At 64.0% G+C, this 24,120-nt stretch carries 20 protein-coding genes; 10 read left to right on the top strand and 10 right to left on the bottom strand.

What is annotated here, in order from left to right:
• Positions 1-5: 5 nt before the first annotated feature.
• The 4 genes from ACYQ0G_RS10140 to hisS all read right to left on the bottom strand — a co-directional run bounded on the left by ACYQ0G_RS10140 (position 6) and on the right by hisS (position 4,366).
• Positions 6-653, bottom strand: coding sequence for a DUF4167 domain-containing protein (locus ACYQ0G_RS10140; RefSeq protein WP_460102182.1), 648 nt, complete (start codon positions 651-653; stop codon positions 6-8).
• Positions 654-891: 238 nt separating this feature from the next.
• Entirely contained in the window at positions 892-1,719 is an 828-nt protein-coding gene (gene prmC / locus ACYQ0G_RS10135) for a peptide chain release factor N(5)-glutamine methyltransferase (RefSeq protein WP_460102181.1), read from the bottom strand.
• The gene (gene prfA / locus ACYQ0G_RS10130) at positions 1,712-2,779 is read right to left on the bottom strand and encodes a peptide chain release factor 1 (RefSeq protein WP_460102179.1); all 1,068 of its coding nucleotides are present in this window, start codon (positions 2,777-2,779) and stop codon (positions 1,712-1,714) included. The genes prmC and prfA overlap by 8 nt, the downstream gene beginning before the upstream one ends.
• A gap of 324 nt (positions 2,780-3,103) precedes the next feature.
• Positions 3,104-4,366, bottom strand: coding sequence for a histidine--tRNA ligase (hisS, locus tag ACYQ0G_RS10125; RefSeq protein WP_460102177.1), 1,263 nt, complete (start codon positions 4,364-4,366; stop codon positions 3,104-3,106).
• A 94-nt stretch (positions 4,367-4,460) separates the two neighbouring features.
• Between hisS and ACYQ0G_RS10120 the strand changes: the two genes are divergently transcribed.
• Positions 4,461-6,407, top strand: a complete 1,947-nt coding sequence (locus ACYQ0G_RS10120) for a M61 family metallopeptidase (RefSeq protein ID WP_460102174.1) — start codon at positions 4,461-4,463, stop codon at positions 6,405-6,407.
• Positions 6,408-6,540: 133 nt separating this feature from the next.
• Entirely contained in the window at positions 6,541-7,077 is a 537-nt protein-coding gene (ppa, locus tag ACYQ0G_RS10115) for an inorganic diphosphatase (RefSeq protein WP_460102172.1), read from the top strand.
• Positions 7,078-7,130: 53 nt separating this feature from the next.
• On the opposite strand, the gene ACYQ0G_RS10110 is transcribed toward ppa, so the two are convergent.
• The 3 genes from ACYQ0G_RS10110 to ACYQ0G_RS10100 all read right to left on the bottom strand — a co-directional run bounded on the left by ACYQ0G_RS10110 (position 7,131) and on the right by ACYQ0G_RS10100 (position 10,324).
• On the bottom strand, positions 7,131-8,528 hold the full coding sequence (locus ACYQ0G_RS10110; protein WP_460102170.1) for a mechanosensitive ion channel domain-containing protein: 1,398 nt from the start codon (positions 8,526-8,528) through the stop codon (positions 7,131-7,133).
• Positions 8,525-9,871, bottom strand: a complete 1,347-nt coding sequence (locus tag ACYQ0G_RS10105) for a TldD/PmbA family protein (RefSeq protein ID WP_460102168.1) — start codon at positions 9,869-9,871, stop codon at positions 8,525-8,527. The genes ACYQ0G_RS10110 and ACYQ0G_RS10105 overlap by 4 nt, the downstream gene beginning before the upstream one ends.
• 75 nt (positions 9,872-9,946) lie before the next feature.
• Complete coding sequence (locus ACYQ0G_RS10100) at positions 9,947-10,324, bottom strand: hypothetical protein (protein ID WP_460102167.1); 378 nt, start codon at positions 10,322-10,324, stop codon at positions 9,947-9,949.
• A gap of 158 nt (positions 10,325-10,482) precedes the next feature.
• On the opposite strand from ACYQ0G_RS10100, the gene lptB reads away from it, so the two are divergent.
• The 7 genes from lptB to ACYQ0G_RS10065 all read left to right on the top strand — a co-directional run bounded on the left by lptB (position 10,483) and on the right by ACYQ0G_RS10065 (position 17,177).
• Positions 10,483-11,280, top strand: coding sequence for an LPS export ABC transporter ATP-binding protein (gene lptB / locus ACYQ0G_RS10095; protein ID WP_460102165.1), 798 nt, complete (start codon positions 10,483-10,485; stop codon positions 11,278-11,280).
• 26 nt (positions 11,281-11,306) lie between these two features.
• On the top strand, positions 11,307-12,761 hold the full coding sequence (gene rpoN, locus ACYQ0G_RS10090) for an RNA polymerase factor sigma-54 (RefSeq protein ID WP_460102163.1): 1,455 nt from the start codon (positions 11,307-11,309) through the stop codon (positions 12,759-12,761).
• A 148-nt stretch (positions 12,762-12,909) separates the two neighbouring features.
• The gene (gene ctrA, locus ACYQ0G_RS10085) at positions 12,910-13,608 is read left to right on the top strand and encodes a response regulator transcription factor CtrA (RefSeq protein WP_460102161.1); all 699 of its coding nucleotides are present in this window, start codon (positions 12,910-12,912) and stop codon (positions 13,606-13,608) included.
• Positions 13,609-13,878: 270 nt separating this feature from the next.
• Positions 13,879-14,322 (top strand): response regulator, encoded by a 444-nt coding sequence (locus ACYQ0G_RS10080; protein ID WP_460102159.1) that lies wholly within the window; start codon positions 13,879-13,881, stop codon positions 14,320-14,322.
• 60 nt (positions 14,323-14,382) lie between these two features.
• Positions 14,383-15,084, top strand: coding sequence for a tRNA (guanine(46)-N(7))-methyltransferase TrmB (gene trmB / locus ACYQ0G_RS10075; protein ID WP_460102156.1), 702 nt, complete (start codon positions 14,383-14,385; stop codon positions 15,082-15,084).
• Positions 15,085-15,150: 66 nt separating this feature from the next.
• Entirely contained in the window at positions 15,151-16,518 is a 1,368-nt protein-coding gene (locus ACYQ0G_RS10070) for an NAD-dependent succinate-semialdehyde dehydrogenase (protein WP_460102155.1), read from the top strand.
• Positions 16,519-16,529: 11 nt separating this feature from the next.
• Positions 16,530-17,177 (top strand): SDR family NAD(P)-dependent oxidoreductase, encoded by a 648-nt coding sequence (locus tag ACYQ0G_RS10065; RefSeq protein ID WP_460102153.1) that lies wholly within the window; start codon positions 16,530-16,532, stop codon positions 17,175-17,177.
• Positions 17,178-17,190: 13 nt separating this feature from the next.
• Here ACYQ0G_RS10065 and ACYQ0G_RS10060 read toward each other — a convergent pair whose 3' ends face one another.
• The 3 genes from ACYQ0G_RS10060 to ACYQ0G_RS10050 all read right to left on the bottom strand — a co-directional run bounded on the left by ACYQ0G_RS10060 (position 17,191) and on the right by ACYQ0G_RS10050 (position 21,343).
• Positions 17,191-17,796 carry an outer membrane protein gene (locus ACYQ0G_RS10060; RefSeq protein WP_460102151.1) on the bottom strand — a complete coding sequence of 202 codons (606 nt, stop codon included), beginning with the start codon at positions 17,794-17,796 and terminating at the stop codon, positions 17,191-17,193.
• A gap of 128 nt (positions 17,797-17,924) precedes the next feature.
• Positions 17,925-19,064, bottom strand: a complete 1,140-nt coding sequence (locus ACYQ0G_RS10055) for an aminotransferase class V-fold PLP-dependent enzyme (RefSeq protein ID WP_460102148.1) — start codon at positions 19,062-19,064, stop codon at positions 17,925-17,927.
• A gap of 14 nt (positions 19,065-19,078) precedes the next feature.
• Positions 19,079-21,343: an NADP-dependent malic enzyme gene (locus ACYQ0G_RS10050; protein ID WP_460102146.1), complete on the bottom strand. Its 2,265-nt coding sequence runs from the start codon at positions 21,341-21,343 to the stop codon at positions 19,079-19,081.
• Positions 21,344-21,470: 127 nt separating this feature from the next.
• Here ACYQ0G_RS10050 and mutS point away from each other — a divergent pair, with 127 nt between their 5' ends.
• Positions 21,471-24,095, top strand: a complete 2,625-nt coding sequence (gene mutS, locus ACYQ0G_RS10045) for a DNA mismatch repair protein MutS (protein ID WP_460102144.1) — start codon at positions 21,471-21,473, stop codon at positions 24,093-24,095.
• Positions 24,096-24,120: the final 25 nt, after the last annotated feature.

The following is a 24,120-nucleotide window of genomic DNA, read 5'->3' as shown; positions in this document are numbered from 1 at the left end:
CGCGATCAGCCGACCGCGCTCACGTCCTCGCTCTCTTCGGTCTTGCGACGACGGCGGCGCGGCGCAGGCTTTTCCTCGTCCCCGCCGATCGCGGGTGGCAGGGCAGCCACGTCGATCTCGCCATCTTCGGCCTTCTTGGCCTTGCGCGGTGCGGCACGGCGCTTTTTAGGAGCCTCTTCCTCATCGCCCTTACGGGTGAAGGGGTTTTCTTCCGGCTCGTAATCGCTGCCATCATCGTCGTTCGACGAGCGACGCGGCCTGCGGGCGCGCGGTTCCTTCTGGCCTTGATCGTCACCCTGGCGGGTGCGCGGGCGACGGTTCTTGCGGCGATCGTCACCATCATCGTCCGAATCGTCATCGTCCGACTGGTTGGAGCCGCGTTCATCGTCGCGCTTGGCCTTGGCTTCTTCCTGGCGCGCCTTGTTGTCGGCGATCACGCGGAAATAGTGGTCGGCGAACTGGAGATAGTACTCCGCCTGCACGCGGTCGCCATTGTGTTGGGCGTCCTGCGCAAGCTTCTTGTACTTGTCGAGCAGCTGCGGCGCATTGCCGCGTGCCCGGCTGTCGATCCGGTTGGCCGAATTGCCGCCGCCCTGATTGCGATTGTTGTTGTTACGACCGCGGCGACGGTTGTTATTACGGTTGTTGTTCAAGGAATACTCGTCCTTTTATGGCGCGGCGCGAACCCTCGGTCCGCCTCTGGCCGCGTAATCCATCAATCATGCTACGCCCTCACGCAGCATGCGTGCCCCTGTCTGTGCATGGTATGCAACAGCTGAAAGCCGCGCACCGGAACTGCCATGTCGGAGCTGTGGACCGGTGGGTCGAACACTCTCGCGCACCACTGGCCTGTGGCCAGAGTTAGAGGGTCGAATCGGCTTTGCCAACCCCCTATCTTAGAATGAGTGCTCGCGGGCGATTTGCAAGGTCCCGGCGCAGCTCGAAAGCGAAGCCGTTTTCCTTTGCGACCGCCCCCACAGCCTCGGCCTGCTCGTGCCCGATTTCGAGAATCGCCAGCCCATCGGGGGCCAGCAAATCGCGCAATCGCGGCAGGATGAGGCGATAGTCGTCCAGCCCATCGGCACCTGCGAACAGGGCCGTGACGGGTTCGTGATCGCGCACATCGGGATCGAGCACCGCGCTCTCTTCTATATAGGGCGGATTGCACAGCACGATATCGAACTGCCCCAGGGTCGCTGCCCAGCCATCTTCCCGCCAGTCGAGCAGGTGGAAGCGCACGCGGTCTTCCAGGCCGAGCAGATCGGCATTCTCATGCGCCACTGCGAGCGCGCCGGGCGAGAAGTCGGTCCCCACGCCGCTGGCCCGGGTTTCCGCAACCACGCTCAGCAGCAAGGCCCCGCTCCCCGTGCCGAGATCGAGCACACGCTGCGCCCCCGGCTTCAGTTCGAGCGCGGCTTCGACCAGCACCTCGCTGTCGCCGCGCGGGATCAGCGTGTCGGGCGTGACGCGGAAGGTGCGGCCGAAGAACTCCTGATGGCCCAGGATATGGGCCACCGGTTCATGCCCTGCCCGCCGCCCGATCAGCCCGGCATACGACGCAGGCGCCGGATCGCGCATCGAGCGCAGCAGCATTTCGGACCGCCCCGTGCCAAGCGCATGCGCCATCAGCAATTCGGCATCGAGGCGGGCGGTATCGCTTGTCGCTGCGAGACGATCACTCGCCGCGCGGATTGCTTCGGCGACACTCGCGTCAGTCACTGAGCGCTGCGAGCCGCTTGGCCTCGTCCTCCGAGATCAGCGCATCGACCAGTTCGCCCAGCCCCGGCCCGGCGATGATTTCGGGCAGCTTGTGCAGGGTCAGGCCGATGCGATGATCGGTCACGCGGCCTTGCGGGAAGTTGTAGGTGCGGATGCGTTCCGACCGGTCGCCGCTGCCAACCATGGCTTTGCGCGCCTCGGCCTCGGCACCCTGTGTCGCCTCGCGCTGCGCATCGTAAAGGCGGGTGCGCAGAACCTGCATCGCCTTTTCCTTGTTCTTGTGCTGGCTGCGCGCATCCTGACAGGTAACGACGGTGCCGGTCGGCAGATGGGTGATGCGGATCGCGCTGTCGGTGGTGTTGACGTGCTGGCCGCCCGCCCCGCTGGCGCGATAGGTGTCGATCTTGAGATCGCCCGCATCGATCTGCACATCGACTTCGTCCGGCTCGGGCAGGACGGCCACGGTGGCTGCCGAGGTATGGATGCGCCCGCCGCTTTCGGTTTCGGGAACGCGCTGCACGCGGTGCACGCCGCTTTCGAACTTGAGCTTGGCGAACACGCCATTGCCCGCGACATTGGCGACGATTTCCTTGAAGCCGCCCACTTCGCTGGCATTCATGCTAACCGGTTCGACCTTCCAGCCCTGTTCGGCGGCATAGCGTTCGTACATGCGGAACAGGTCGCCCGCGAACAGCGCCGCTTCGTCCCCGCCCGTCCCGGCGCGGATTTCCAGCATGGCAGGCTTGTTGTCGGCACTGTCACGCGGAAGCATGGCGATGGCGAGTTCATGCTCTGCTGCGGGCAGGCTCTGGCGCAATGCGGCCAGTTCCTCTTCGGCCATGGCCTTCATCTCTGGATCGGCGAGCATCTCTTCGAGGCTCGCGATTTCCTCACGCGCGGTTTTCACCTGCGCCGCCACGCGTGCGACCGGCTCCAGCTCGGCATAGTCGCGGCTTGCCTGGACGAACTCGTCGCCCTCCAGCGTGCCCGACGCCATGCGCGCCTCGAGCTCGGCGAAGCGATGGGCGATCTGGTCGAGACGTTCGGCGGGTACTTGCAAGGTTAGAGCTCTGTTTCCTGAACGATGGAGCGCCTGGAGCACGGTCCAAGGGATAAAAACATGGAGGCGACAAGCGTGCCGCAACTAGGTGCGGGATCGAGAAATTGCGTGTCGGCCATAGAGGGGCATTAGCGACAAACGGGGCGTGTAGGAAAGCAATTTGGCCGTGATGGCGGGGGAAACGAGCCCCTACCAACAATACCGTCCATGTCCTTCCACGCCGACTTGTCTGACCCGTCATCCCGGACCTGATCGGGGATAGTGCTGCCTGGTCGATAAGCCGGAAGGAGCCCCCGCCCCGGTTCAGATCCGGGGCGACGATATCTACGAATCCGCCCAGCGGTTGGCGAAGACTTCGTTTGCCTCCGCTTCCCGGTGATAGCCGGTATCGGCGACCGTCAGAGTCTGGGTCCGTTGCCCATCCCTCACGTCGAAGGAAATCAGCACCGCCGGATCGGCCTTGCGCGCCTTGTCGAAACGCTTGCGCGGGCTGCCCGTGGCGAACAGTTCGGCGTTGAAGCCCTGCCGCCGGAAGATGGAGACCATCTCGGCGGCATCGCCTTCGCGCTCCGCATTTTCAGCAGCGATCGCGATTTCCAGCTGTTCGGTGCCCTTGCCATCGCACAGCATCGCCAGCCGTTCGATCCCGGCCGCCCAGCCGACCGCCGGTGTCGCGGCGCCGCCGAGGCTTTCCATCAGCCCATCATAGCGGCCACCGCCAATGATCGTGCTCTGGCTGCCGAGCTTGCCTGCCGCCTCGCTGCCCTCGTCGGGAATGAATTCGAAGGCGGTGTGGCGATAGTAATCGAGCCCGCGCACCAGGCTTTCGGCGCGCGTCCATTTGACCCCGGCGGCATCGAGGCCGCTGGTCACCGTATCGAAGAAGGCGCGCGCATCGTCCGACAGGAACTGATCGATCTTCGGCGCGTCGGCGACGAATTTTTGATCGCGGCGATCCTTGGAATCGAGGATGCGCAGCGGGTTCTTTTCCAGCCGCTCCTGCGAATCCTCGCTCAATTCATCCTTCACGGCGCGGAAATGTTCGACCAGCGCCGCGCGCCAGGCTTCGCGGCTGTCGCCATCGCCCAGCGTGTTGAGATGCAGCGTCACGCCGGTGATGCCCAGTTCCTTCAGCAGCTGGTCGGCCATGGTCAGCAGTTCGACATCGGCCTGCGGTTCACCCGCGCCGATGATCTCCGCATCGATCTGGTGGAACTGGCGATAACGGCCCTTCTGCGGGCGCTCGTAACGGAACAGCGGGCCGTGGGTGGCCAGCTTGGCCGGCGCATATTGCTGCCAGCCATTCGACAGATAGGCGCGCGCGATCCCGGCGGTGAATTCGGGCCGCAGCGTCAGCGATTCGCCGCCGCGATCTTCGAAGGAATACATTTCCTTGGACACGATATCGGTGGTTTCGCCGATCGAGCGGGCGAACACTTCGGTCTTCTCGAAAACGGGCATTTCGACCCGGCGGAAGCGATAGAGTTTGCGGACGCGCTGAAAGGTTTCGACCACGAAGGCGAAAGCTTCTGCGTCGGGGCCGAAAATGTCCTGCGTGCCGCGAATGGCTTGGGGTGTCTTGCTCATCGGGCGCGCATCTAGCGCGTTCGGTGGAGAGGGGGAAGTCGCTCGTCGAGAGTTCGCTTGCCTTCGCCCACCGTCATCCGCATTGCTGCGGGCCATGAAAACCTTTTCCGCGCCGATCGCGCTCGCCGCCGCCCTCCTGCTTGCCACTGGTGCCAATGCCCAGTCCCGGCCCGAAGGCAATTCCGCCCCGATCGCCCCGCAGCTGGATGATGCCACGCCGCTGCCGCAGGATACGGCCTGGCCGGGCGGCACGATCAGGCTGGAAATCGACGCGACCGATACGCGCCGCGCGCTCTATACCGTGAAGGAAACTATCCCCGTGCCCGCCGGGCTGGACCAGCTGAACCTGCTGCTGCCCGAATGGCTGCCCGGCAAGCACGCCGCCCGCGGCGCGCCCAATCTCGTTTCCGACATCCGCTTTTTCGCCAATGGCCAGCCGCTCGAATGGAGCCGCGATCCGCTGGACGTCTATCGTTACCGCGTGAGCCTGCCGCAGGGCGCGCGCGAAGTGGTGGCAACCTTCCGCCACACCTCGCCCGTCACCGGCAGCGAAGGCCGCATCTCGATGACGCAGGAAATGTTCAACCTGCAGTGGGAAGCGATGAGCCTGTATCCCGAAGGCCATTATACGCGGCGCATCGAAGTGCTGCCGACGGTCAAGGTGCCCGAAGGCTGGCAGGTGTTCACCGCGCTCGACGGCCAGACCCGCGCGGGCGACACGGTGAGCTGGGAAGAAGTCGATTACGAAACGCTGGTCGATTCGCCGATTTTCGCCGGGAAATACGCCCGCCAGTGGGATGTCGATGACAATGTCCGCCTCGACGGGGTGGCCGATGCGCCCAAATATCTGGAGCTGGAGCCGCAGAACCTCGCCACGTTCGAAAAGCTGGTGGACGAAGCCGACGCCCTGTTCGGCGCGCGCCCCTTCGATCATTACGACATCCTCCTCGCCATGACCGACCGGATGGGCGGCATCGGGCTGGAACATCACCGTTCTTCGGAAAACCAGTACGAGCCGACCGCGCTGATCGACTGGGACAAGATGGACTGGGATCGCAACGTCGTGGCCCACGAACTGGTGCATAGCTGGAACGGCAAGTTCCGCCGCCCCGAAGGCCTGTGGACGCCCGATTACCGCACGCCGATGCAGGACACGCTGCTGTGGGTCTATGAAGGCCAGACGCAGTTCTGGGGCTGGGTCCTGGCCGCGCGGTCGGGCCTGCAGAAGAAGGAAACCGTGCTGGGCATGTTCGCCAATGCGGTGGCCAATTATTCGGAAGGCCAGCCGGGCCGCGCATGGCGCAGCGTTCAGGACACGACCTACGATCCGATCGTCAATTCGCGCCGCCCGCTGCCGTTCAGCTCGCTCCAGCGGAGTGAGGATTATTACGTCGAAGGCGCACTGACCTGGCTCGAAGCCGACCAGATCATTCGCCAGGGCACGAACGGCAAGAAGGGGCTGGACGATTTCGCCAGCGCTTTCTTCGGCAAGGAAGATGGCGACTGGGGCGTGCTGACCTATGATTTCGACGAGGTCGTGGGCACGCTCAACGCAGTCTATCCCTATGACTGGGCGACTTTCCTCGACACGCGCCTGCGCCAGCCCAACCAGCCGGCCCCGGTGCGCGGGCTGGAAATGGCAGGCTATCAGCTGGTGTGGAAAGACGAACCCAACCCCTATGCCGCGGGCCGTATCGCGAATGGCAAATATACCGACCTGTTCTACTCGCTGGGCGTCAATCTCAACAGCGATGGCAAGGTGACCTCCACCCTGTGGGACGGCCCGGCCTTCAACGCCGGTATCGTCAACGGCACGCAGATCATGGCGGTGAACGGCACTGCCTATTCCAAGGACGTGATCATGGACGCCGTCACGGCCGCCAAGACCAGCGGCGAACCGATCGACCTGCTGGTCAAGCGGGGCGAGCAGTTCGACACGCTGTCGATTCGCTATGACGGCGGCCTGCGCTATCCCTGGATCGAACCCAGCAAGGGCGGCACCACCGCGTTCGATCGCCTGCTGGAAGCGCGCACGCGCTAAGCCACTACCCCGAATGCGCTCCCTGCGTGGTTATCACTGTCTTGCGGTAACCAGGCGGGGCGGTTAGGGCGCGGCGCAAAGCTCCTCCGGGGAGAGGGGCCGACCGAATTTCTGATCCAGCTAGAGAGCTATAATGCGTATCGACATGATTCCCGTGGGCGATGATGTGCCCAACAGCCTGAACGTCATCATCGAAGTGCCCACTGGCGGCGAACCGGTGAAGTATGAATTCGACAAGGACAGCGGCGCGCTGTTCGTCGACCGCATCCTGCACACGCCGATGCGTTATCCGGCGAACTATGGCTTCATCCCGCACACGCTGAGCCCCGATGGCGACCCGCTCGATGCGCTGGTGATTGCGCGTTCGCCCTTCATCCCGGGCTGCGTCGTGCGCGCCCGCCCGATCGGCGTGCTTAACCTGGAAGACGAACATGGCGGCGACGAAAAGCTCGTCTGCGTGCCGATCGACACGACCTTCCCCTATTATTCGGACGTGGCCGAAACCAAGGATCTGCCCTCAATCATCTTCCAGCAGATCGAGCACTTCTTCACCCACTACAAGGACCTGGAAAAGGAAAAGTGGGTCCGCATCGGCGCCTGGGGCGATGCCGCCGAAGCCAAGAAGATCGTGCACGAAAGCATCGAACGCTACGAAGCGAACAAGAAATAAGGATCGAGGGGCGCCGCGGAGCGCCCCTTTTTCTTGGGCGGCGCGACCGCCGCCTATTCCACCGGTCGTGAATGATCGAGCAGGTCCTTTTCCTGCTCACTGCCCGTTTCCCGCCGTTCCTTGTCGACCATTTCGGCAATTTCGTTGACGGGCCGTATGTCCTCGTCGGCCTCGGTCACGGTGACCTGCCGCACGGGCTTGGGTGCTGCCCTCTCCTTGCGCTCGCCACCTTCAGCGATGTTCTCGAACGGCAGCGTGGCGGAACGCGGGTCGAAGCGCAGACGGTAGATCGGCTCGGGCAGGCCGAAGCCCGCCTCTTCCAGCGCTTCCTTGACGGCGGGAATGGCGCGGCTTTGCGCCTTGAACCAGTCGGTCTCGTTCTGGTCGACCCAGCCCAGGAACCGGATCACGACATTGGAATCGCCGACCTCCACGATGCGTGCTTCGGGCGGCGGATCTGACAGGATGAATTCGAGCGAGGACAGCGTATCGCGCCCCAGCTTGCGGGCGGCGCGGGCATCGTCATCGGCATCCACGCCCAGCTCGAACTCGAAGCGGCGCTGGGGGTTACGGCTGAAATTGGTGATCACCGCCTTGAACACCTGGCTGTTCGGCACCCGCAGATGGTTGCCGTCGAGCGTCATCATCACCGTGGCGCGGCTGGTCAGGCGGATCACCCGGCCTTCCAGATTGTCGATCAACACGTGATCGTTGGCGCGGAACGGCTGCCGCAGGCTGAGCATCAGCGAGGCGACGTAATTCTCGATCGTGTCGCGCAGCGCGAAGCCGAGCGCGAGGCCGATGACCCCTGCCCCGCCCAATACCGCGCCAAGCAGCGCGCTCGCGCCGACGATATCGAGCGCCACCACCAGACCGCCGACCACGAAGACGAAGCGCAGCGCGCTGGCGATCAGTTCGGCAAGAAAGCTGTTTGGCGCGATCCGGTGCCAGAGCGAACCCAGCCCGGCGATGAGATAGCCGATCAGCGAGATCCCTGCCCAGACCAGCAGCGCCAAGCCGATAAGCGGCAGCAGTGCGATCAGCCCGTCCCACTTGTCTGCAAGGCTGGCGATGCCCGACGCCTGGGCGGAAACCGAGACATCGCGTTCGAGCCCGTTCTCCACCGTCACCACGCCGGTCACGCGGCTGGCAATGGCTTCGGCACGGGCGACGTCTTCCTGCTTTGGGACGGTACCCGAGAGGGTGACGACGCCCTGGCTCACCGCCACGTTCACCGACTGGAAGGCGGGCAGTTCGGCGAAGATTCCTTCGATCCGGTCGGCCATGCGCCGGTCGGCGCCGGCATCCTGCGTATCCTCGATCGCCTGTGCAGGCGTCGCCGTTTCGGTGGGCGCAGGCTCGCTGGCGGGTGCGCTCGGCAGGATGGCCAGCGCCGGTGCAGCGGCCACGCTCAGGCCGAATGCAGCGGCGGCAGCCAGCAAGCGCTTCATTCGCCCGCCACCATCATGCCGTCGATCCGCAGGGTGGGCACATTGATCGAACGGTGCATCTCGAGATCGTCGGCCGGGGTAAGTGCGCGGTACATGTCGAGCAGATTACCCGCGATGGTGATTTCGGCAACCGGTTCGGCAATCTGGCCCTTGCGAATACGGAAGCCGGTGGCGCCGCGGCTGTAATCGCCGGTGACCGTATTGACGCCCTGTCCGAACAGCGAGGTGACGTAGAGCCCGTCCTCGATATCGGCCATCAGCGCTTCGGGCGATACTGTGCCCGGCCCCATGTGGACATTGCTGGCGCTCACTCCCGGCGAACCACCGCCCCCGCGCGAGGCATGCCCGGTGAGTTCGAGGCCGAGCTGGTCGGCGGACGAGACATTGGTCAGCCAGCCGGTCACGCGGCCATCGCGCACCAGTTCGCGCGGTCCGCAGCGGACACCTTCGCCATCGAAGGGGCGCGAACGCTGGCCGCGCTTGCGCAGCGGATCCTCGACGATGCGAATGGCGGGATCGAAGAGTTCATCGGCTTCATGGCCCAGCAGGAAGCTGGCCTTGCGCGCGATTGCGGGGGCCGACATCGCGCCGAGCAGATGGCTGATAAGCCCGCCGGCGATGCGCGGTTCGAACACGATGGGCAATTTGCTGCTGGCGATGGATTTGGGGTTCAGCCGTTCCACCGCGCGCCGCCCGGCCTCGCTGCCCACGGTTTCGGGCGCGGGGAGATCGGACAGGAAACGGGCACTGCGCGATGCATGGTCGGTCTGCATCGAACTGCCCGCGCCCGCCACCACGCTGGCCGAGAGCGAGAAGCCGCTGCCGGCATAGCCACGGGCAAAACCGGTCGATGTCGCCAGCGCGACCACGGCGCGGCTGGCGCCGGCGCTGCCGCCATTGCTGTTGGTTACACCTTCCACCGCGCGCGCCGCTTCTTCGGTTGCGAGCGCGGCTTCGCGCAGGGCTGCCGGATCGGGCTGGTCGGGGTCGTCGAGTTCGAGATCGGGCAGGTCGCCGGTAAACTGCGCGTCGGCAGGCGCGAGGCCCGAATGCCGGTCTTCGGGCGCATGGCGCGCCATCTGCACGGCCCGTTCGGCCAGCGCTTTCAAACCTTCGGGTGCAAAATCGCTGGTGTGGATCGACGCGGACCGCTGGCCCACGAACACGCGCAGGCCGATCTCTTCGCTTTCGGAGCGTTCGACTTCTTCGAGCTGGCCGAGTCGCATCGCCACCGATTCCGAGGCATTGGCCCGGGCTACGGCGTCGGCGGCGTCCGCGCCCGTCTTCTGCGCCAGCGCGACCAGTTCCTGGCAGCGCGCCAGTGCGGTTTCTTTATCGATCATGCCTCGCCTTCATCTCTGCAAACCTGATGAAGGGTCCGGCTAGGGAGCCAGTGCGGGCGGTGCAAGCCCCGCAGGTCAGACGCTGAAGATAGCCTTGAACAAGGCTGTGAGCACGAAGGGCAGACCGATGGCGATTGCCCAGAGCATCAGCTGGTCGCGCCGGAACGCCCCGCGCAGGCTTTCGTCATGCGCCTTTAGCTCGGGCAGATTCTTCCAGCGCTTTTCGAACCAGCGGCAGGCCGGGATGATTGCGCCGACCAGCAGAATGAGCGCGAAATAGGGGACTGTGCTGGATACACCGTCCTTCAGCGCTTCCACGGTCACGAAGATCTGGAGGCCGGTGTAAACGATCAGTGCGAGAGCGACATTATCGCTCATCCGCTTCGACCAGTCGGGCGACGCGCTATGCGCTGCGGGCGTGAATTCGTGTCTCTTGTCGAGTGCCTTGGCCATCCATCGTCTCCCCAGACTGTTGATGAAGGCATAGTTTCAAATTTGTGACCTTAAGGCAAGCGTCTCGAAAAACCGCTATTCTTGGGGCGTGGCGAACTATTCGCAGCATTGTTTGCGGCAGACTTCGCTCGGGGGTTTTACAAACCGGACCGCATGCTATGGCAATCACCATGGACCAAGACGTGATCAGCCCGGACAATGTAGACGTCCATGATGCCGCGCCGCCTATCCCGCAGGGTGGGCTGGAAGTCATCTCGATCGCCAAGAGCTATGACAAGCGGCAGGTGCTGACTGATATCTCGCTCAGCGTCGGCAAGGGCGAAGTGCTCGGTCTGCTCGGCCCCAATGGTGCGGGCAAGACGACCTGTTTCTATTCGATCATGGGGCTGGTCCGGCCCGATGCCGGCCGCATCCTGATGGATGGCGAGGATGTAACGCGCCTGCCGATGTATCGCCGCGCGATCCTGGGCCTTGGCTATCTGCCGCAGGAAACCAGCATTTTCCGCGGCATGACGGTGGAACAGAACATCGCCTGCGTGCTCGAAATGGTCGAGCCTGACAAGGACACGCGCGCCGCCGAACTGGACCGCCTGCTCGACGAATTCGGCCTCACCCGCTTGCGCGAAAGCCCGGCCATGGCGCTATCGGGCGGTGAACGCCGCCGTGCCGAAATCGCGCGCGCGCTGGCGGCCAAGCCGTCGATCATGCTGCTGGACGAACCCTTTGCCGGGATCGACCCGCTGTCGATCAGCGACATTCGCGATCTGGTGAAGGATCTGAAGACCCGCGGCATCGGCGTGCTGATCACCGATCACAACGTGCGCGAGACGCTGGAAATCGTCGACCGCGCCTGCATCATCTATGGCGGGCAGGTCCTGTTTGCAGGGACGCCGGAAGCGCTGGTGGCGGACGAGAACGTCAAGCGGCTCTATCTCGGCGAGAATTTCACCCTGTGATCGCGGACGGCGCCCGGAGATAGACGATGGCGCTTGGCCCGAGGCTGGACCTAAGGCAAACCCAATCCCTCGTGATGACGCCGCAGCTGCAGCAGGCGATCAAGCTGCTGGCGCTGTCCAATCTCGAAATCGAAAGCTTCGTTTCCGAGGCGCTGGAAAGCAATCCGCTGCTCGAAGTGGGCGAACTGCGCCACGAAAAGGGTGCCGATCAGCCCGAGGCTGCATCCAGCGAACACGAATCGACGCCCGATTTCGACGGCGAGACCGCCCTCGACATTGCCGATTACGCGCGTGATCCGGAGGCCGCCCCCGCCGATCGCGGCGACTGGGCACAGGCGGGCGGCCTGGCAAGCGGCGGCGAAGAGCTGCCCGATCTGGAAAACCGCTCGCGCAGCGAGCTGACCCTTGCCGAACATCTGGCCGGGCAGATCGGCGCACTGGCGCATGACGCCCGCGAAGGGCTTATCGCCGGGCGCATCATCCACGAACTCGACGAAGCGGGCTATCTCCACACTTCGCTGCGCGAATTGAGCGACGATCTCGGTGCCCCGCTGGCCGAGGTGGAGCGGGCGCTGACACTGGTCCAGTCGCTGGAGCCCACCGGAGTCGGCGCGCGCAACCTTTCCGAATGCTTGGCGCTGCAGGCGCGCGAGGCCGATCGTTACGATCCCTGCATGGCGCGGCTGATCGACCATCTCGACCTGCTGGCTAGCGGAGATATCGCGCGGCTGCGGCGGCTGTGCGATGTCGACGAGGAAGATTTCGCCGACATGCTGGCGGAATTGCGCAGCTACGATCCCAAGCCCGGCTGTCGCTATGGCGGCGATGCCGAAACCGCGATCGTCCCCGACGTGATCGTGAAACCCGCCGATGGGGGCGGCTGGCACATCCGCATCAATGAAGCGAGTCTGCCCCGGCTGGTGGTCAATCGCGACTATTACGTCGAACTGGAAGCCGGTTCGCGCGACAAGGCTTCGCGCGCCTGGCTCAACGAACAGCTTGGCGAAGCCGACTGGCTGATTCGCGCGCTGGACCAGCGCCAGAAAACGATCCTCAAGACCGCGACCGAAATCGTTACCCGGCAGGAAGGTTTTTTCCGCGAAGGCGTTTCGGCCATGCGCCCGCTCACCTTGCGCGAAGTGGCGGAGAAGATCGAGATGCACGAATCGACGGTCAGCCGGGTGACCAGCAACAAGTATCTGTCCTGCCCCCGCGGCACATTCGAGATGAAGTATTTCTTCTCCAGCGGGGTTGCCGCGGCCGATGGCGAAGGCGCCAGCAGCCAGGCCATTAAAGCCCGCATCCGCGCGCTTTGCGATGCCGAAGACCCCAAGAAGGTCCTGTCGGACCAGAAGCTTGCCGATATGCTGAACGAGGAGGGATTCGATCTCGCGCGGCGCACGGTGGCGAAATATCGCGAAGCCATCGGGATCGGGTCGTCCGCCCAGCGCAGAAGGTCGAAGAAACTGCGTACCCTTTGACCGGGCAACCTGCCCGCGGTTGCATTCCGCATGCGCTACTTTTACCTCGTCTTAACCTTTTCCATTCACACCTGATCTGGGTAACACGGGACTGGGCTTTTTTCCGGATGGGGACAAGCCAGGGTAAATCAGGGCAAGGGGGCCTCCCATGCGAGTACTGTTGATCGAAGACGAGCCGACCACAGCAAAAGCGATCGAGCTCATGCTGACCACCGAAGGCTTCAATGTCTACTCGACCGATCTTGGCGAAGAAGGCCTCGATCTGGGCAAGCTGTATGATTACGATATCATCCTGCTCGACCTCAACCTCCCGGACATGCACGGTTACGACGTGCTCAAGAAACTGCGCGTCGCCAAGGTGCAGACGCCGGTCCTGATCCTCTCGGGCGTTGCCGAGATGGACAGCAAGATCCGCAGCTTCGGTTTCGGCGCCGACGATTACGTGACCAAGCCGTTCCACCGTGAGGAGCTGATCGCCCGCATCCATGCCGTGGTGCGTCGCTCGAAGGGCCACAGCCAGTCGATCATCCGCACCGGCAAGCTGGCGGTGAACCTCGATGCAAAGACCGTCGAAGTCGATGGCGCCCGGGTCCACCTCACGGGCAAGGAATACGCCATGCTGGAGCTGCTTTCGCTCCGCAAGGGCACCACGCTGACCAAGGAAATGTTCCTCAACCACCTTTATGGCGGAATGGACGAACCCGAACTGAAGATCATCGACGTCTTCATCTGCAAGCTGCGCAAGAAATTGAGCCATGCCTGCGGCGGGGAAAATTACATCGAAACCGTATGGGGTCGCGGCTACGTCTTGCGCGACGACGAAGAAGAAGAGGCCGAAGCAGCCTGATCTACTTTGAACAGGTTCACGGATCGGGGGTTGATCCGGCACCCGTTAAATAGTTAACGCGCGTTAACCCAAAAACGTAAGGCCGCTCGAAGCTATAGGTTTCGAGCGGCCTTACGCTTGATTAACCATACTCCGTATTCTTCCGTAATTGAATATTTTTGCTGAACTGCGAGTTTCCTCGTGGGCAACGGATATAACTTCTCAAGAAAACCGCAGGGCACCGTCCACTCGATGGCGCCCGGTGGTTTTCGTCGTGTGGAGAGGAAAGCGATGAAGGTCTCTAGCGTGCCACGGATTGCCATTGCGGAAGCGGATCGCGCGCTGGCCTTCATGATGGCCGAGACTTTCAGCGCGGCCGGTTTTCACGTGATCGGCTGCGTGCGAAGCGCCGAGGATGCGATCGAGCTGGTGCAGAGCCAGAAGCCCGACATCCTGGTTCTCGAATTCGATCTCGAGGGAGAGAGCAACGGCCTCGAACTGATTGCCGAGATCAAGCTGCGCCATCTGGCCACGCGTACCATCCTCGTCACCGGCTGGGATATCAACGATATCGCCGCACGTATCGAAGGCGTTCATCCCGACCGCATCGTGCGCAAGCCCTTCATGCCGCAGAAGCTGGTCGAAGTGATCGAGCACGTGCATCATCGCGCACAGCCAAATCTTCGCATGGCGATCAACTTTCCGAGTCCGCGGCTCGCCATGCAGATGAACTGACTGCACCGGCGAAACGACACACTGGACAAGCGCCGCCCGCTTGGCCTAGCGCGCCTGCCCATGTCAGCATTCAAGGAAGGCGATCCGACCACGCTCAACCGGCTTTACGGCCGCAGCCAGGGCAAGCCGCTGCGCGCCGCGCAGCAGGAACTGGTCGACAAGCTGTTGCCGCAGATCGCCGTTCCCGCCGAAGGTCCGGTCACGGCGGAAAGGCTGTTCGGTTTCGACCGGCCGCTGCATTTCGAAATCGGGTTCGGCGGCGGCGAACACATGGCCTATCGCGCCGACATGCTGCCCGATCACGGCTTCATCGGGGCCGAACCGTTCGTCAATGGCGTGGCGCAGGCGCTGACCCATGTGCGCGACGGCGGCCTTGCCAATGTCCGCATCCAGCATGGCGATGCGCTGGAAGCCCTCGCCCGCGTTCCCGACGGCGCGCTGACCATGGTCTATCTGCTCCACCCGGACCCCTGGCCCAAGAACAAGCATGCCAAGCGCCGGATGATGAACGATGGCCCGGTGCGCATGATTGCCGACAAGCTGAAGCCCGGCGGCGAATTCCGTTTCGGCACCGATCACGCGGTTTACCTGCGCCATGCGCTGATGGTGATGCGCCGCTTCTCCGACGAATTCGAATGGGTGGTGGAAGACCGGCACAGCTGGGAAAACCGCCCCTCGGGCTGGTGCGAAACGCGCTATGAACACAAGGCGCGCCACACCTATGGCCACGAAGTGTGGTATTTCCGCTTCCGCCGGAAATAGCGCCCGGAACGCGGCGGGGGGCGTGGCGATTGGTTGGGTGTAACCCCAAGCCAAAGGCACTCCCCCGTGATCACCACAACCAATCCCGCAACCGGCGAAATTATCGCCGAATATGAAACCCTCGATGAGAACGGCATCGACCGCAAGCTCGAGACTGCGACACGCACCTATCGCGACTGGCGCACCACTTCGCTGGATAAGCGCACCAGGCTGCTCTCCGCGCTCGGCGATCTTTACGAAAGCAATAAGGAAGAACTGGCCAGGCTCGCCGTGACCGAAATGGGCAAGCCGATTTCGCAGGCACGCGGCGAGGTCGAGAAATGTGCCAGCCTGCTGCATTATTATGCCGAGCATGGCCCGCCGATGCTCGAATCGAAATTCTGGGACCTGTCCGATGGTGGCCGCGCCGAGGCGCGCTGGCTGCCGCAGGGCCCGGTGCTGGCCGTGATGCCGTGGAATTTCCCCTATTGGCAGGTCGTCCGTTTCCTTGCCCCCACTATCCTCGCCGGGAATGTCGGCCTGCTCAAACATGCCAGCATCGTGCAGGGCGTGGCGCAGCGGATGGAAGAGCTGGTTGTCGAGGCCGGCGGCCCCGAGGGCCTGTTCCAGAACCTGTGCGTATCCTCCGATCCGATCGGCGATGTCATTGCCGATACGCGCGTGGTCGCCGCCACACTGACGGGTAGCGAAGGCGCAGGCAGCGCGGTGGCGCAGCAGGCGGGCAAGCACCTGAAGAAGGTCGTGCTGGAACTGGGCGGCAGCGATCCCTTCATCGTGATGCCCTCTGCCGACATGGAGCAGGCGGTAAAGGACGCCGTGACCGCGCGCATCCAGAACAATGGCCAGTCCTGCATCTGCGGCAAGCGCACCATCGTCCACGCCGATATCTATGACGATTTCGCCGAGCGTTTCATTCAGGCGCTGAAGGATGTGAAGCTGGGCGATCCGATGGATGAGGACACCGGCCTCGGCCCGCTGTCGAGCGAGGGCCAGCGCGATACCGTGCTGGACCAGGTCGACAAGGCGAAGAAGGAAGGCTGCACCCTGCTGTTCGGCGCGGAAAAGATCGACAAGCCCGGCGCCTGGATGAACGCGGGCCTGCTGACCGATGTGCCCGTGGGCAGCGAAACCGGCACGGACGAGATCTTCGGCCCCGTCGGCCAGCTTTACAAGGCGAAGGATATCGACGAGGCGACGACCATCGCCAACGCCATTCCCTTCGGCCTCGGCTCTGCCGTGTGGACCACGGACGAAAGCGAGCAGGAGCATTTCGCCAACGCCATCGAGGCGGGCATGACCACGTTCAACGGCGTCAACGGCTCCAAGATCGAGGCGCCCTTCGGCGGCATCAAACGTTCGGGCCACGGCCGCGAGCTGGCCGAATTCGGCCTCCATGAATTCATGAACCTGAAAACGCTGGTCCACCCGGCGTAAGGAGACATTCAATGAGCAAACATATCCTCATCGTCGGCGCATCGCGCGGCATCGGTCTTGGCCTCGCCAAGGAATTCAAGGCGCGCGGCTGGCAGGTCACCGGCACTGAACGCTCGAAGGGCGACGATCTTCACGCGCTGGAGGATGTTGCGGTTGAGACGGTGGATGTCACCGACCCCTCGACTTTCTCGGTCGATGGCGAATTCGACGCGGTGATCGTCAATGCCGGGATCACCGGCGCCGAGCACCAGTCGAGCGAGAAGGCGACCTCGGATGAAGTGGCCAAGGTGATGATGACCAATGCCTTCGGCCCGGCGCATCTCGGCAAAGCGCTGCTGCCGCAGATAAAAAAGGGCGGCTCGCTGTCCTTCATGAGCTCGCTGATGGGGTCGATCGAGGATAGTTCGGGCGGTTATGAACTCTACCGCACCAGCAAGACCGCGCAGAACATGCTGGCCAAGGGCATTGCCGAGCAGGAGGCGAAGGAAGCCGGTGTCACCGTGCGCTCGCTCCACCCGGGCTGGGTGCAGACCGACATGGGCGGCCCCAATGCCAAGATTACGGTGGAGGAAAGCGCAAAGGGCCTCGCCGATGTGATCGAGCAGGCGAGCGGTGGCTACGCCTATGTCGATTATACCGGCAAGACCCTGCCGTTTTGATCCGATCTAAGCTTTAGAAGCGAAGCGCGACGCCGGCCACGACTTGGTCGGTCGTCGCATCGCCCTGCCCCGCATCGGCGAGATCGTTATATTCCGAGCGGCGGTATTCGAGCCGGCCTTCCAGCGGTCCGGGCAGTTGTACCTGCAGCCCGGCGCCATAGCGGATGCCGTCGGTATTCTTCTCCAGCTCGTCCAATGAGCCGCTGTCGGTAAACGCCTTGGTGTCGAGCGCGGTGTAGCCCACCTTGCCATAGGCCGCGATGCCGGGCGTCAGCGCGAAACCGGCGCGCGCGCCGATGTAATACTGTCCGCCGGTTTCCAGCCCTTCGCGGGCGCCGCCGAAGCTGTCGGGAAAGCTGGTCGAACCATCGCTGGTGGACAGTTCGCCCTCGACGCCGACGAAGGCGCCGCCAAGGCTGAGGTCGTAACCGGCATTGATCCCGTAAACCGCGCTGTCGACGCTGGCCGTGGCGGTACCGTCCGCCGAATCAACATCGACGCCTTCATAGCCGCCGAGCACGCCGACATAGAGGCCGCCGGGTGCGCGCGTGTCCTGCGCCATGGCAGGCGTGGCGATTATTCCGGCGCCGATCACGGCGAGTGCGAGTGCTTTTTTCATTCTTCGTCCTTTCGTGTGCGATCCCTGCACGTGCCCCACCTTGTGGGGGAAAGGCCCATAGCCGCCACCGCGCTTGCCATGGGATGAACTGGGGGAATTTCGTTCGACAGACCGGGTCCGCGCTTCGTTCAGGCGAGGCATTCCCGCAAGGTCGACAGCAGCGCGCCGCTATCCGCATCGCTGTTATACAGATGCGGCGTCACGCGCAGCGAGGTGCCGCGCATCGAGACATGCACCTTCCGCTGCGCCAGCTTTTCGGTCAGCCCGTCCGGCACACCGTCGGGAAAACCGAGCGAGAGGAAATGCGGCGCGCGCGTGCCGATGGGGGCGGAGGTCAGCCCCAGTTTCTGCGCCTCGCGCGCGATCGCCTCGGTGCGGCGGCCCAGCTCTTCGGCAATCGCATCGATCCCGAATTCCATCAGGAAATCCAACCCCGCGCCTGCGCCCATCAAGAGCGGGGCGTTCGATTTTTCGCCCATGTCGAAGCGCCGCGCGCCGGGCTGGAAATCATCGCGATAATCGACCAGCCGCGCAAAATCTTCCGAGCCCGCGCGGTTGATCCAGTTATGTTCGATCGGCACGCCGTCATGGTTCTTCGGATCGACATAGAGCATGCCGATGCCATAAGGCCCCATCAGCCATTTATAGCAGGCGGCCACAGCAAAATCGGGCTGCACCGCCGCGAAATCCAGCGGCATCGCCCCCAACGATTGCGTCAGGTCGAGCACCAGCGCCGCGCCATGCGCCCGCGCCTTTTCGCCCACCGCCACCAGATCGACCACGCGCCCGTCCGCCCAGTGATTATGCGGCACCGCAACGATGGCCGTATCCGGGCCGATGGCGTCCAGCACCGCATCGCTCCAGCAGCTTTGCGAAGGTCGCTGCACCGTCAGCACATGCGCGCCGACGGCCCTGGCCTTTTCCTGCCAGACATAGACATTGGAGGGGAACTGATCGCCCAGCGTGACCACATTCTGCCCGGCGGCAAGCGGCAGATTGGCCGCCGCCACGGCCAGCCCGTAGCTGACCGAGGGCACGATTGCGATGGTATCGGGCGCAACCCCCGCCAGCCGCCCTGCCCGCTTACGAAAAGCTTCGGCAGTGCTGAAGAAATCGGCGGGGCGGAAATTCCACGGCTGTTCCTTCAGCCGCGCGCCCTCCACCATGGCACCGCTCACCTCGCGGGAAAGCGGTGTCATATAGGCGCAGTTGAGATAGTGGACATCGTCCGGGATGGTGAAGCGATGGCGCTGATCGGCAATGCTCATCGCTTCGTTCTCCCTCAGCCCACCACTCCGGCGCTGGCCAGCACGGCCAGCGTCAGCAGGTCGGGCGCGATGGCGGTCATCGGCGCGATCTGCACGGGCTTTTCGCTGCCGATCATCATCGGGCCGACCATGGTTTCGCCGCCCAGTTCGCGCAGCAGTTTGGCTGACAGATTGGCCGATTGCAGACCCGGCATGATCAGCACATTGGCAGGCCCCGACAGGCGGCTGAACGGATAGAGATCCATCACCTTGCGGTTGAGCGCGGCATCGGGGGCCATTTCGCCTTCATATTCGAAGTCGACCGTATCGTCCGCATCGAGCAGCGCCACGGCATCGCGCAGATTGTTGAGCCACTGGCCGCTCGGATTGCCGAAAGTCGAATAGGACAGGAAGGCAACGCGCGGTTCATGGCCCATGCGGCGCGCCACGGCAGCCGTCTCGCGCGCGATATGCGCCAGCATGGCGGCACTCGGGCGTTCGTTGATCGTGGTGTCGGCCAGGAAGGTGGTCTGGTTCTTGCCGATCATCATGTGGATGCCGAACTGCGTCGCACCGGGTTTCGGATCGATCACGCGGGCCACTTCGCGCGCGGTCTGCGCATAGGTGCGCGTGAGGCCGGTAATCATCCCCTCGCCATGGCCCAGCGCCACCAGCAATGCGGCGAAAACGTTGCGTTCCTGGTTCACCATGCGCTGCACGTCGCGCTCGGTATAACCGCGGCGTTGCAGGCGCTTGTAGAGATAATCGTTCATCGCCGGCACTTTGTCCGACAGGTTCGAGTTCTCGATGATCCAGTCGCTCGGATCGTCGACGCCCAGTTCCTTCAGTTTCGCCAGCACTTTCTCGGTGCGGCCGACCAGGATGGGTTCGCCATAGCCATAGTCGCGATACTGGATCGCGGCGCGCAGGGCGACGTCTTCCTCGGCTTCGGCAAACACCATCCGCTTGGGATTGGCCTTGGCCTGCCCGTAAATATTGGTGAGCGCGCCGGTGGTGGGGTTGAGGCGGGCCTTCAGCGCATGGCGATAGGCGTCGAAATCCTCGATCGGGGCCTGCGCCACGCCGCTGTCCATCGCGGCCTTGGCGACGGCAGAGGACACCACTTCCATCAGGCGCGGATCGAAGGGCGCAGGGATGATGTATTCCTCGCCGAACTGGTGGACCACGCCGTATGCGGCGGCCACTTCTTCGGGCACGCGGTCACGCGCCAGTTCCGCTATCGCGCGGGCGGCGGCGATCTTCATTTCCTCGTTGATCGCGGTGGCCTGTACGTCCAGCGCGCCGCGGAAGATGAAGGGGAAGCCCAGCACATTGTTGACCTGGTTGGGATAATCGCTGCGCCCGGTGGCGATGATCGCATCGGGGCGCACGGCCTTGGCATCTTCGGGCATGATTTCCGGCACCGGATTGGCCATGGCGAAGATGATCGGGCGATCGGCCATATTGGCCACCCATTCGGGTTTCAGCGCACCGGCGGCAGACAGGCCCAGGAAGATGTCCGCGCCCTGCAGCGCTTCTTCCAAGGTGGTGGCATCGGTGGGCACGGCATGCGCGCTCTTCCACTGGTCCACATCGGCGCGGCCCGGGGTGATCGGGCCAGAGCGGTCGCACACGATCACGTTTTCGTGCGGAATGCCCATCGCCTTGATCAGCGCGGTACAGGCGAGGGCAGATGCGCCCGCACCGTTGACCACCATCTTGCAGTCCTTCAGCTCGCGGCCCGTCACATGGCAGGCGTTGATCAGGCCGGCGGCGGCGATGATCGCGGTGCCGTGCTGGTCGTCATGCATCACCGGGATGTTCATCTTTTCGCGCAGCGCCTGCTCGATGATGAAGCATTCCGGCGCGGCGATATCTTCCAGATTGATGCCTCCGAAGCTGGGTTCCATCAGCGCCACGGCATTGATGAAAGCTTCGGGATCTTCGGTGTCGAGCTCGAGATCGATCGAATCCACATCGGCGAAACGCTTGAACAGGACGGCCTTGCCTTCCATCACCGGCTTCGACGCCAGGGCGCCCAGATTGCCCAGGCCCAGGATCGCAGTACCGTTGGAAATCACCGCCACGAGGTTGGAACGGGCGGTATAGCGGGCCGCATCCTTGGGATTGGCGGCAATCGCCTCGACCGGGGCCGCAACGCCGGGCGAATAGGCCAGCGCCAGATCGCGCTGGGTCGCCATGGGCTTGCTCGCAACGATCTCGATCTTACCGGGACGGATCGTTTCGTGATAGAACAACGCTTCGCGCGTGTTGAAACCGTTCTGCTTTTCGTCGGCCATGCTTGTCCTTTTGGGCGGGTTTCCGATGTGTCGTGCCCGCCCCTAAGGGGATTTTGCGCGAAGTCATAGGGGAAACACCCGCCGCGCCGCTTCCCGAATCGCAAAGCGGGCCGCTACGGCATGGCCCATGGCCGACTCACCCACTCCGATGATGCAGCAATACCTCGCGCTGAAGGAAGAGGCGGGCGATGCGCTGCTGTTCTATCGCATGGGCGATTTCTTCGAACTGTTCTTCGACGATGCCAGGGTGGCCGCGCAAGTGCTCGACATCGCGCTGACCACGCGCGGCGAACATGGCGGGCAGCCGGTGCCCATGTGCGGCGTGCCCGTCCATGCGGCGGAAGGCTATCTCGCGCGGCTGATCAAGGGCGGCTGCCGCGTGGCGATTGCCGAGCAGACCGAAACGCCCGACGAGGCGAAGGAGCGTACGAAGCGCGAAGGCAAGCCGGTGTCGAAGGCGCTGGTATCGCGCGATATCGTGCGTTTCGTCACCGCGGGCACGCTGACCGAGGAAGCCCTGCTCGAACCACGGCGGGCCAATCTGCTGGTCGCGGTGGGGCCGGTGCGCGACGGGGTCGGCCTTGCCGCCTGCGATATCTCCACCGGGCGGATGGAACTGGAATACTGCGCGCCCGACCGCCTCGATGCCGCGCTCGCCCGCTTGGGTGCGAGCGAGGTGGTGGGGCCGGAAGACTGGGACGATGCGCCTGCCGATGTGATCGCGCGCCCGCGCCACGATTTCCGCAGCGAGGTTGGCGAGGCACGGCTGAAGGATATTCACAGCCTCGCCACGCTGGATGGGCTGGGCGATTTTACCCGCCCCATGCTGGCGGCGGCTGCCGGACTGATCGCCTATCTCGACCATGCCGGCCGTGGGCAGTTGCCGTTCCTGCTGCCACCCGTGGCGCGGGGGAGCGAAGCGCATCTGGCGATGGATGCCGCCACCCGCAGCAGCTTGGAAATCCTTGCCGCGCAAACCGGCGGGCGCGAAGGAAGCCTGGTCGCCTGCGTCGATCGCTGTGCCACCGGTGCCGGGGCCCGCCAGCTGGCAGAGGACCTCTCCGCGCCGCTGGCCGATCGCGCTGCCATCGAACAACGGCTTGCCAGCGTGCAGCATTTCCACGGCGATCCGCTGCTGCGCGGCGATATCCGTGCCGTGTTGCGGCAGGCCCCCGATATCGGGCGCGCGCTGGGACGCATCGTGGCCGGGCGCGGCAGTCCGCGCGATCTTGGCCAGATCCGCGATGGCCTGACCGAGGCGCGGCGCCTGCGCGACATGCTCTCCGCCGCCACGCATCTACCGCCCCTGCTGGCGCATGCGGTTGAAAAGCTGGGCGGCCACGGCGCGCTGGTCGATCATCTGGGCCGCGCGCTGGTCCCCTCCCCGCCGACCGAACGCAGCCAGGGCGGCTTCATCGCGGGCGGTTACGATCACGCGCTCGATGCCTTGCGCGAAACCAGCGGCAATGCGCGCAAGGCCATCGCCGCGCTCGAGGCGAAATATCGCGACGAGACCGGTACCCCCTCGCTCAAGATCAAGCACAACAAGGTGCTGGGCTATTTCATCGAAGTACCCGCCAAGCATGGCGACAAGCTGATGGCGGCCGACAGCGGCTTCACCCATCGCCAGACCATGGCCGGTGCGGTGCGCTTCAACTCGATCGGCCTCCACGAAGAAGCCAGCCGCATTGCCGAAGCCGGCGCCCATGCCCTCGCGGCGGAGGATGCCCATTTCGAAACGCTGGTGGGCGAAGTGGTCGCCAGCCGCGAAGCCATCGCCGCGACTGCCGCCGCGCTGGCCCGGATCGATGTTTCGGCAGCGCTCGCCGAACGGGCTGCGGAAGGCGACTGGTGTCAGCCGGAAATGCTGGACGAACCTTGCCTCGAAGTCGTCGCCGGTCGGCACCCGGTCGTGGAGCAGGCGCTGATCACGACGGGTGATCGGTTCCGATCAAACGACTGTTCGGTCGGTTTTTCGGAACGTTTATGGCTCATCGGCGGGCCCAATATGGGCGGCAAATCGACCTTCCTGCGGCAGAATGCGCTCATCCTTTTGCTGGCCCAGGCGGGCAGTTTCGTCCCCGCAACCAGCGCCAAAGTGGGCATCGCAGACCGCCTTTTCAGCCGGGTTGGCGCCTCCGACAACCTCGCGCGGGGCCGCTCCACCTTCATGGTGGAAATGGTCGAAACCGCCGCAATTCTCAGCCAGGCAACCGATCGCAGCTTCGTGATTCTGGACGAAGTGGGCCGCGGCACCTCCACCTACGACGGCATGGCCCTCGCCTGGGCCGTCGTCGAGGCTGTGCATGAACAATTGAAGTGCCGCTGTCTGTTCGCAACCCATTATCACGAACTCTCGCGCCTCGCCGAAACCTGCGATGCGCTGAGCCTCCACCATGTCCGCGCCCGCGAATGGAAAGGCGATCTCGTCCTCCTCCACGAACTGGCGAGAGGCGCAGCGGACCGCAGTTACGGCCTCTCCGTCGCCAAGCTGGCGGGCGTCCCGCCGCCGGTAATCAAGCGCGCCAAGGCGGTGCTGGACAAGCTGGAAAAAGGCCGCGCAGAAACGGGCGGGCTGGCCGCAGGTCTGGGCGATCTACCCCTGTTCGCCGCGACCGCCCAAGCGGAAGAAGAGAAATGCGATACCCTGCGCGATGCGCTGGAGGCGCTTGACATCGATTCCCTCTCCCCTCGCGAAGCGCTGGATGAACTCTACCGCCTCAAGGCCGAGGCTGCGAAAAGCAGTTCTTAACCATTCGGGCGCTAGGGTTCGCGGG

The organism is Qipengyuania triglochinis (assembly GCF_054655615.1).
The sequence above is the reverse complement of the archived record's forward strand: the minus strand, read 5'-3'. Positions and strand labels throughout refer to the sequence as shown.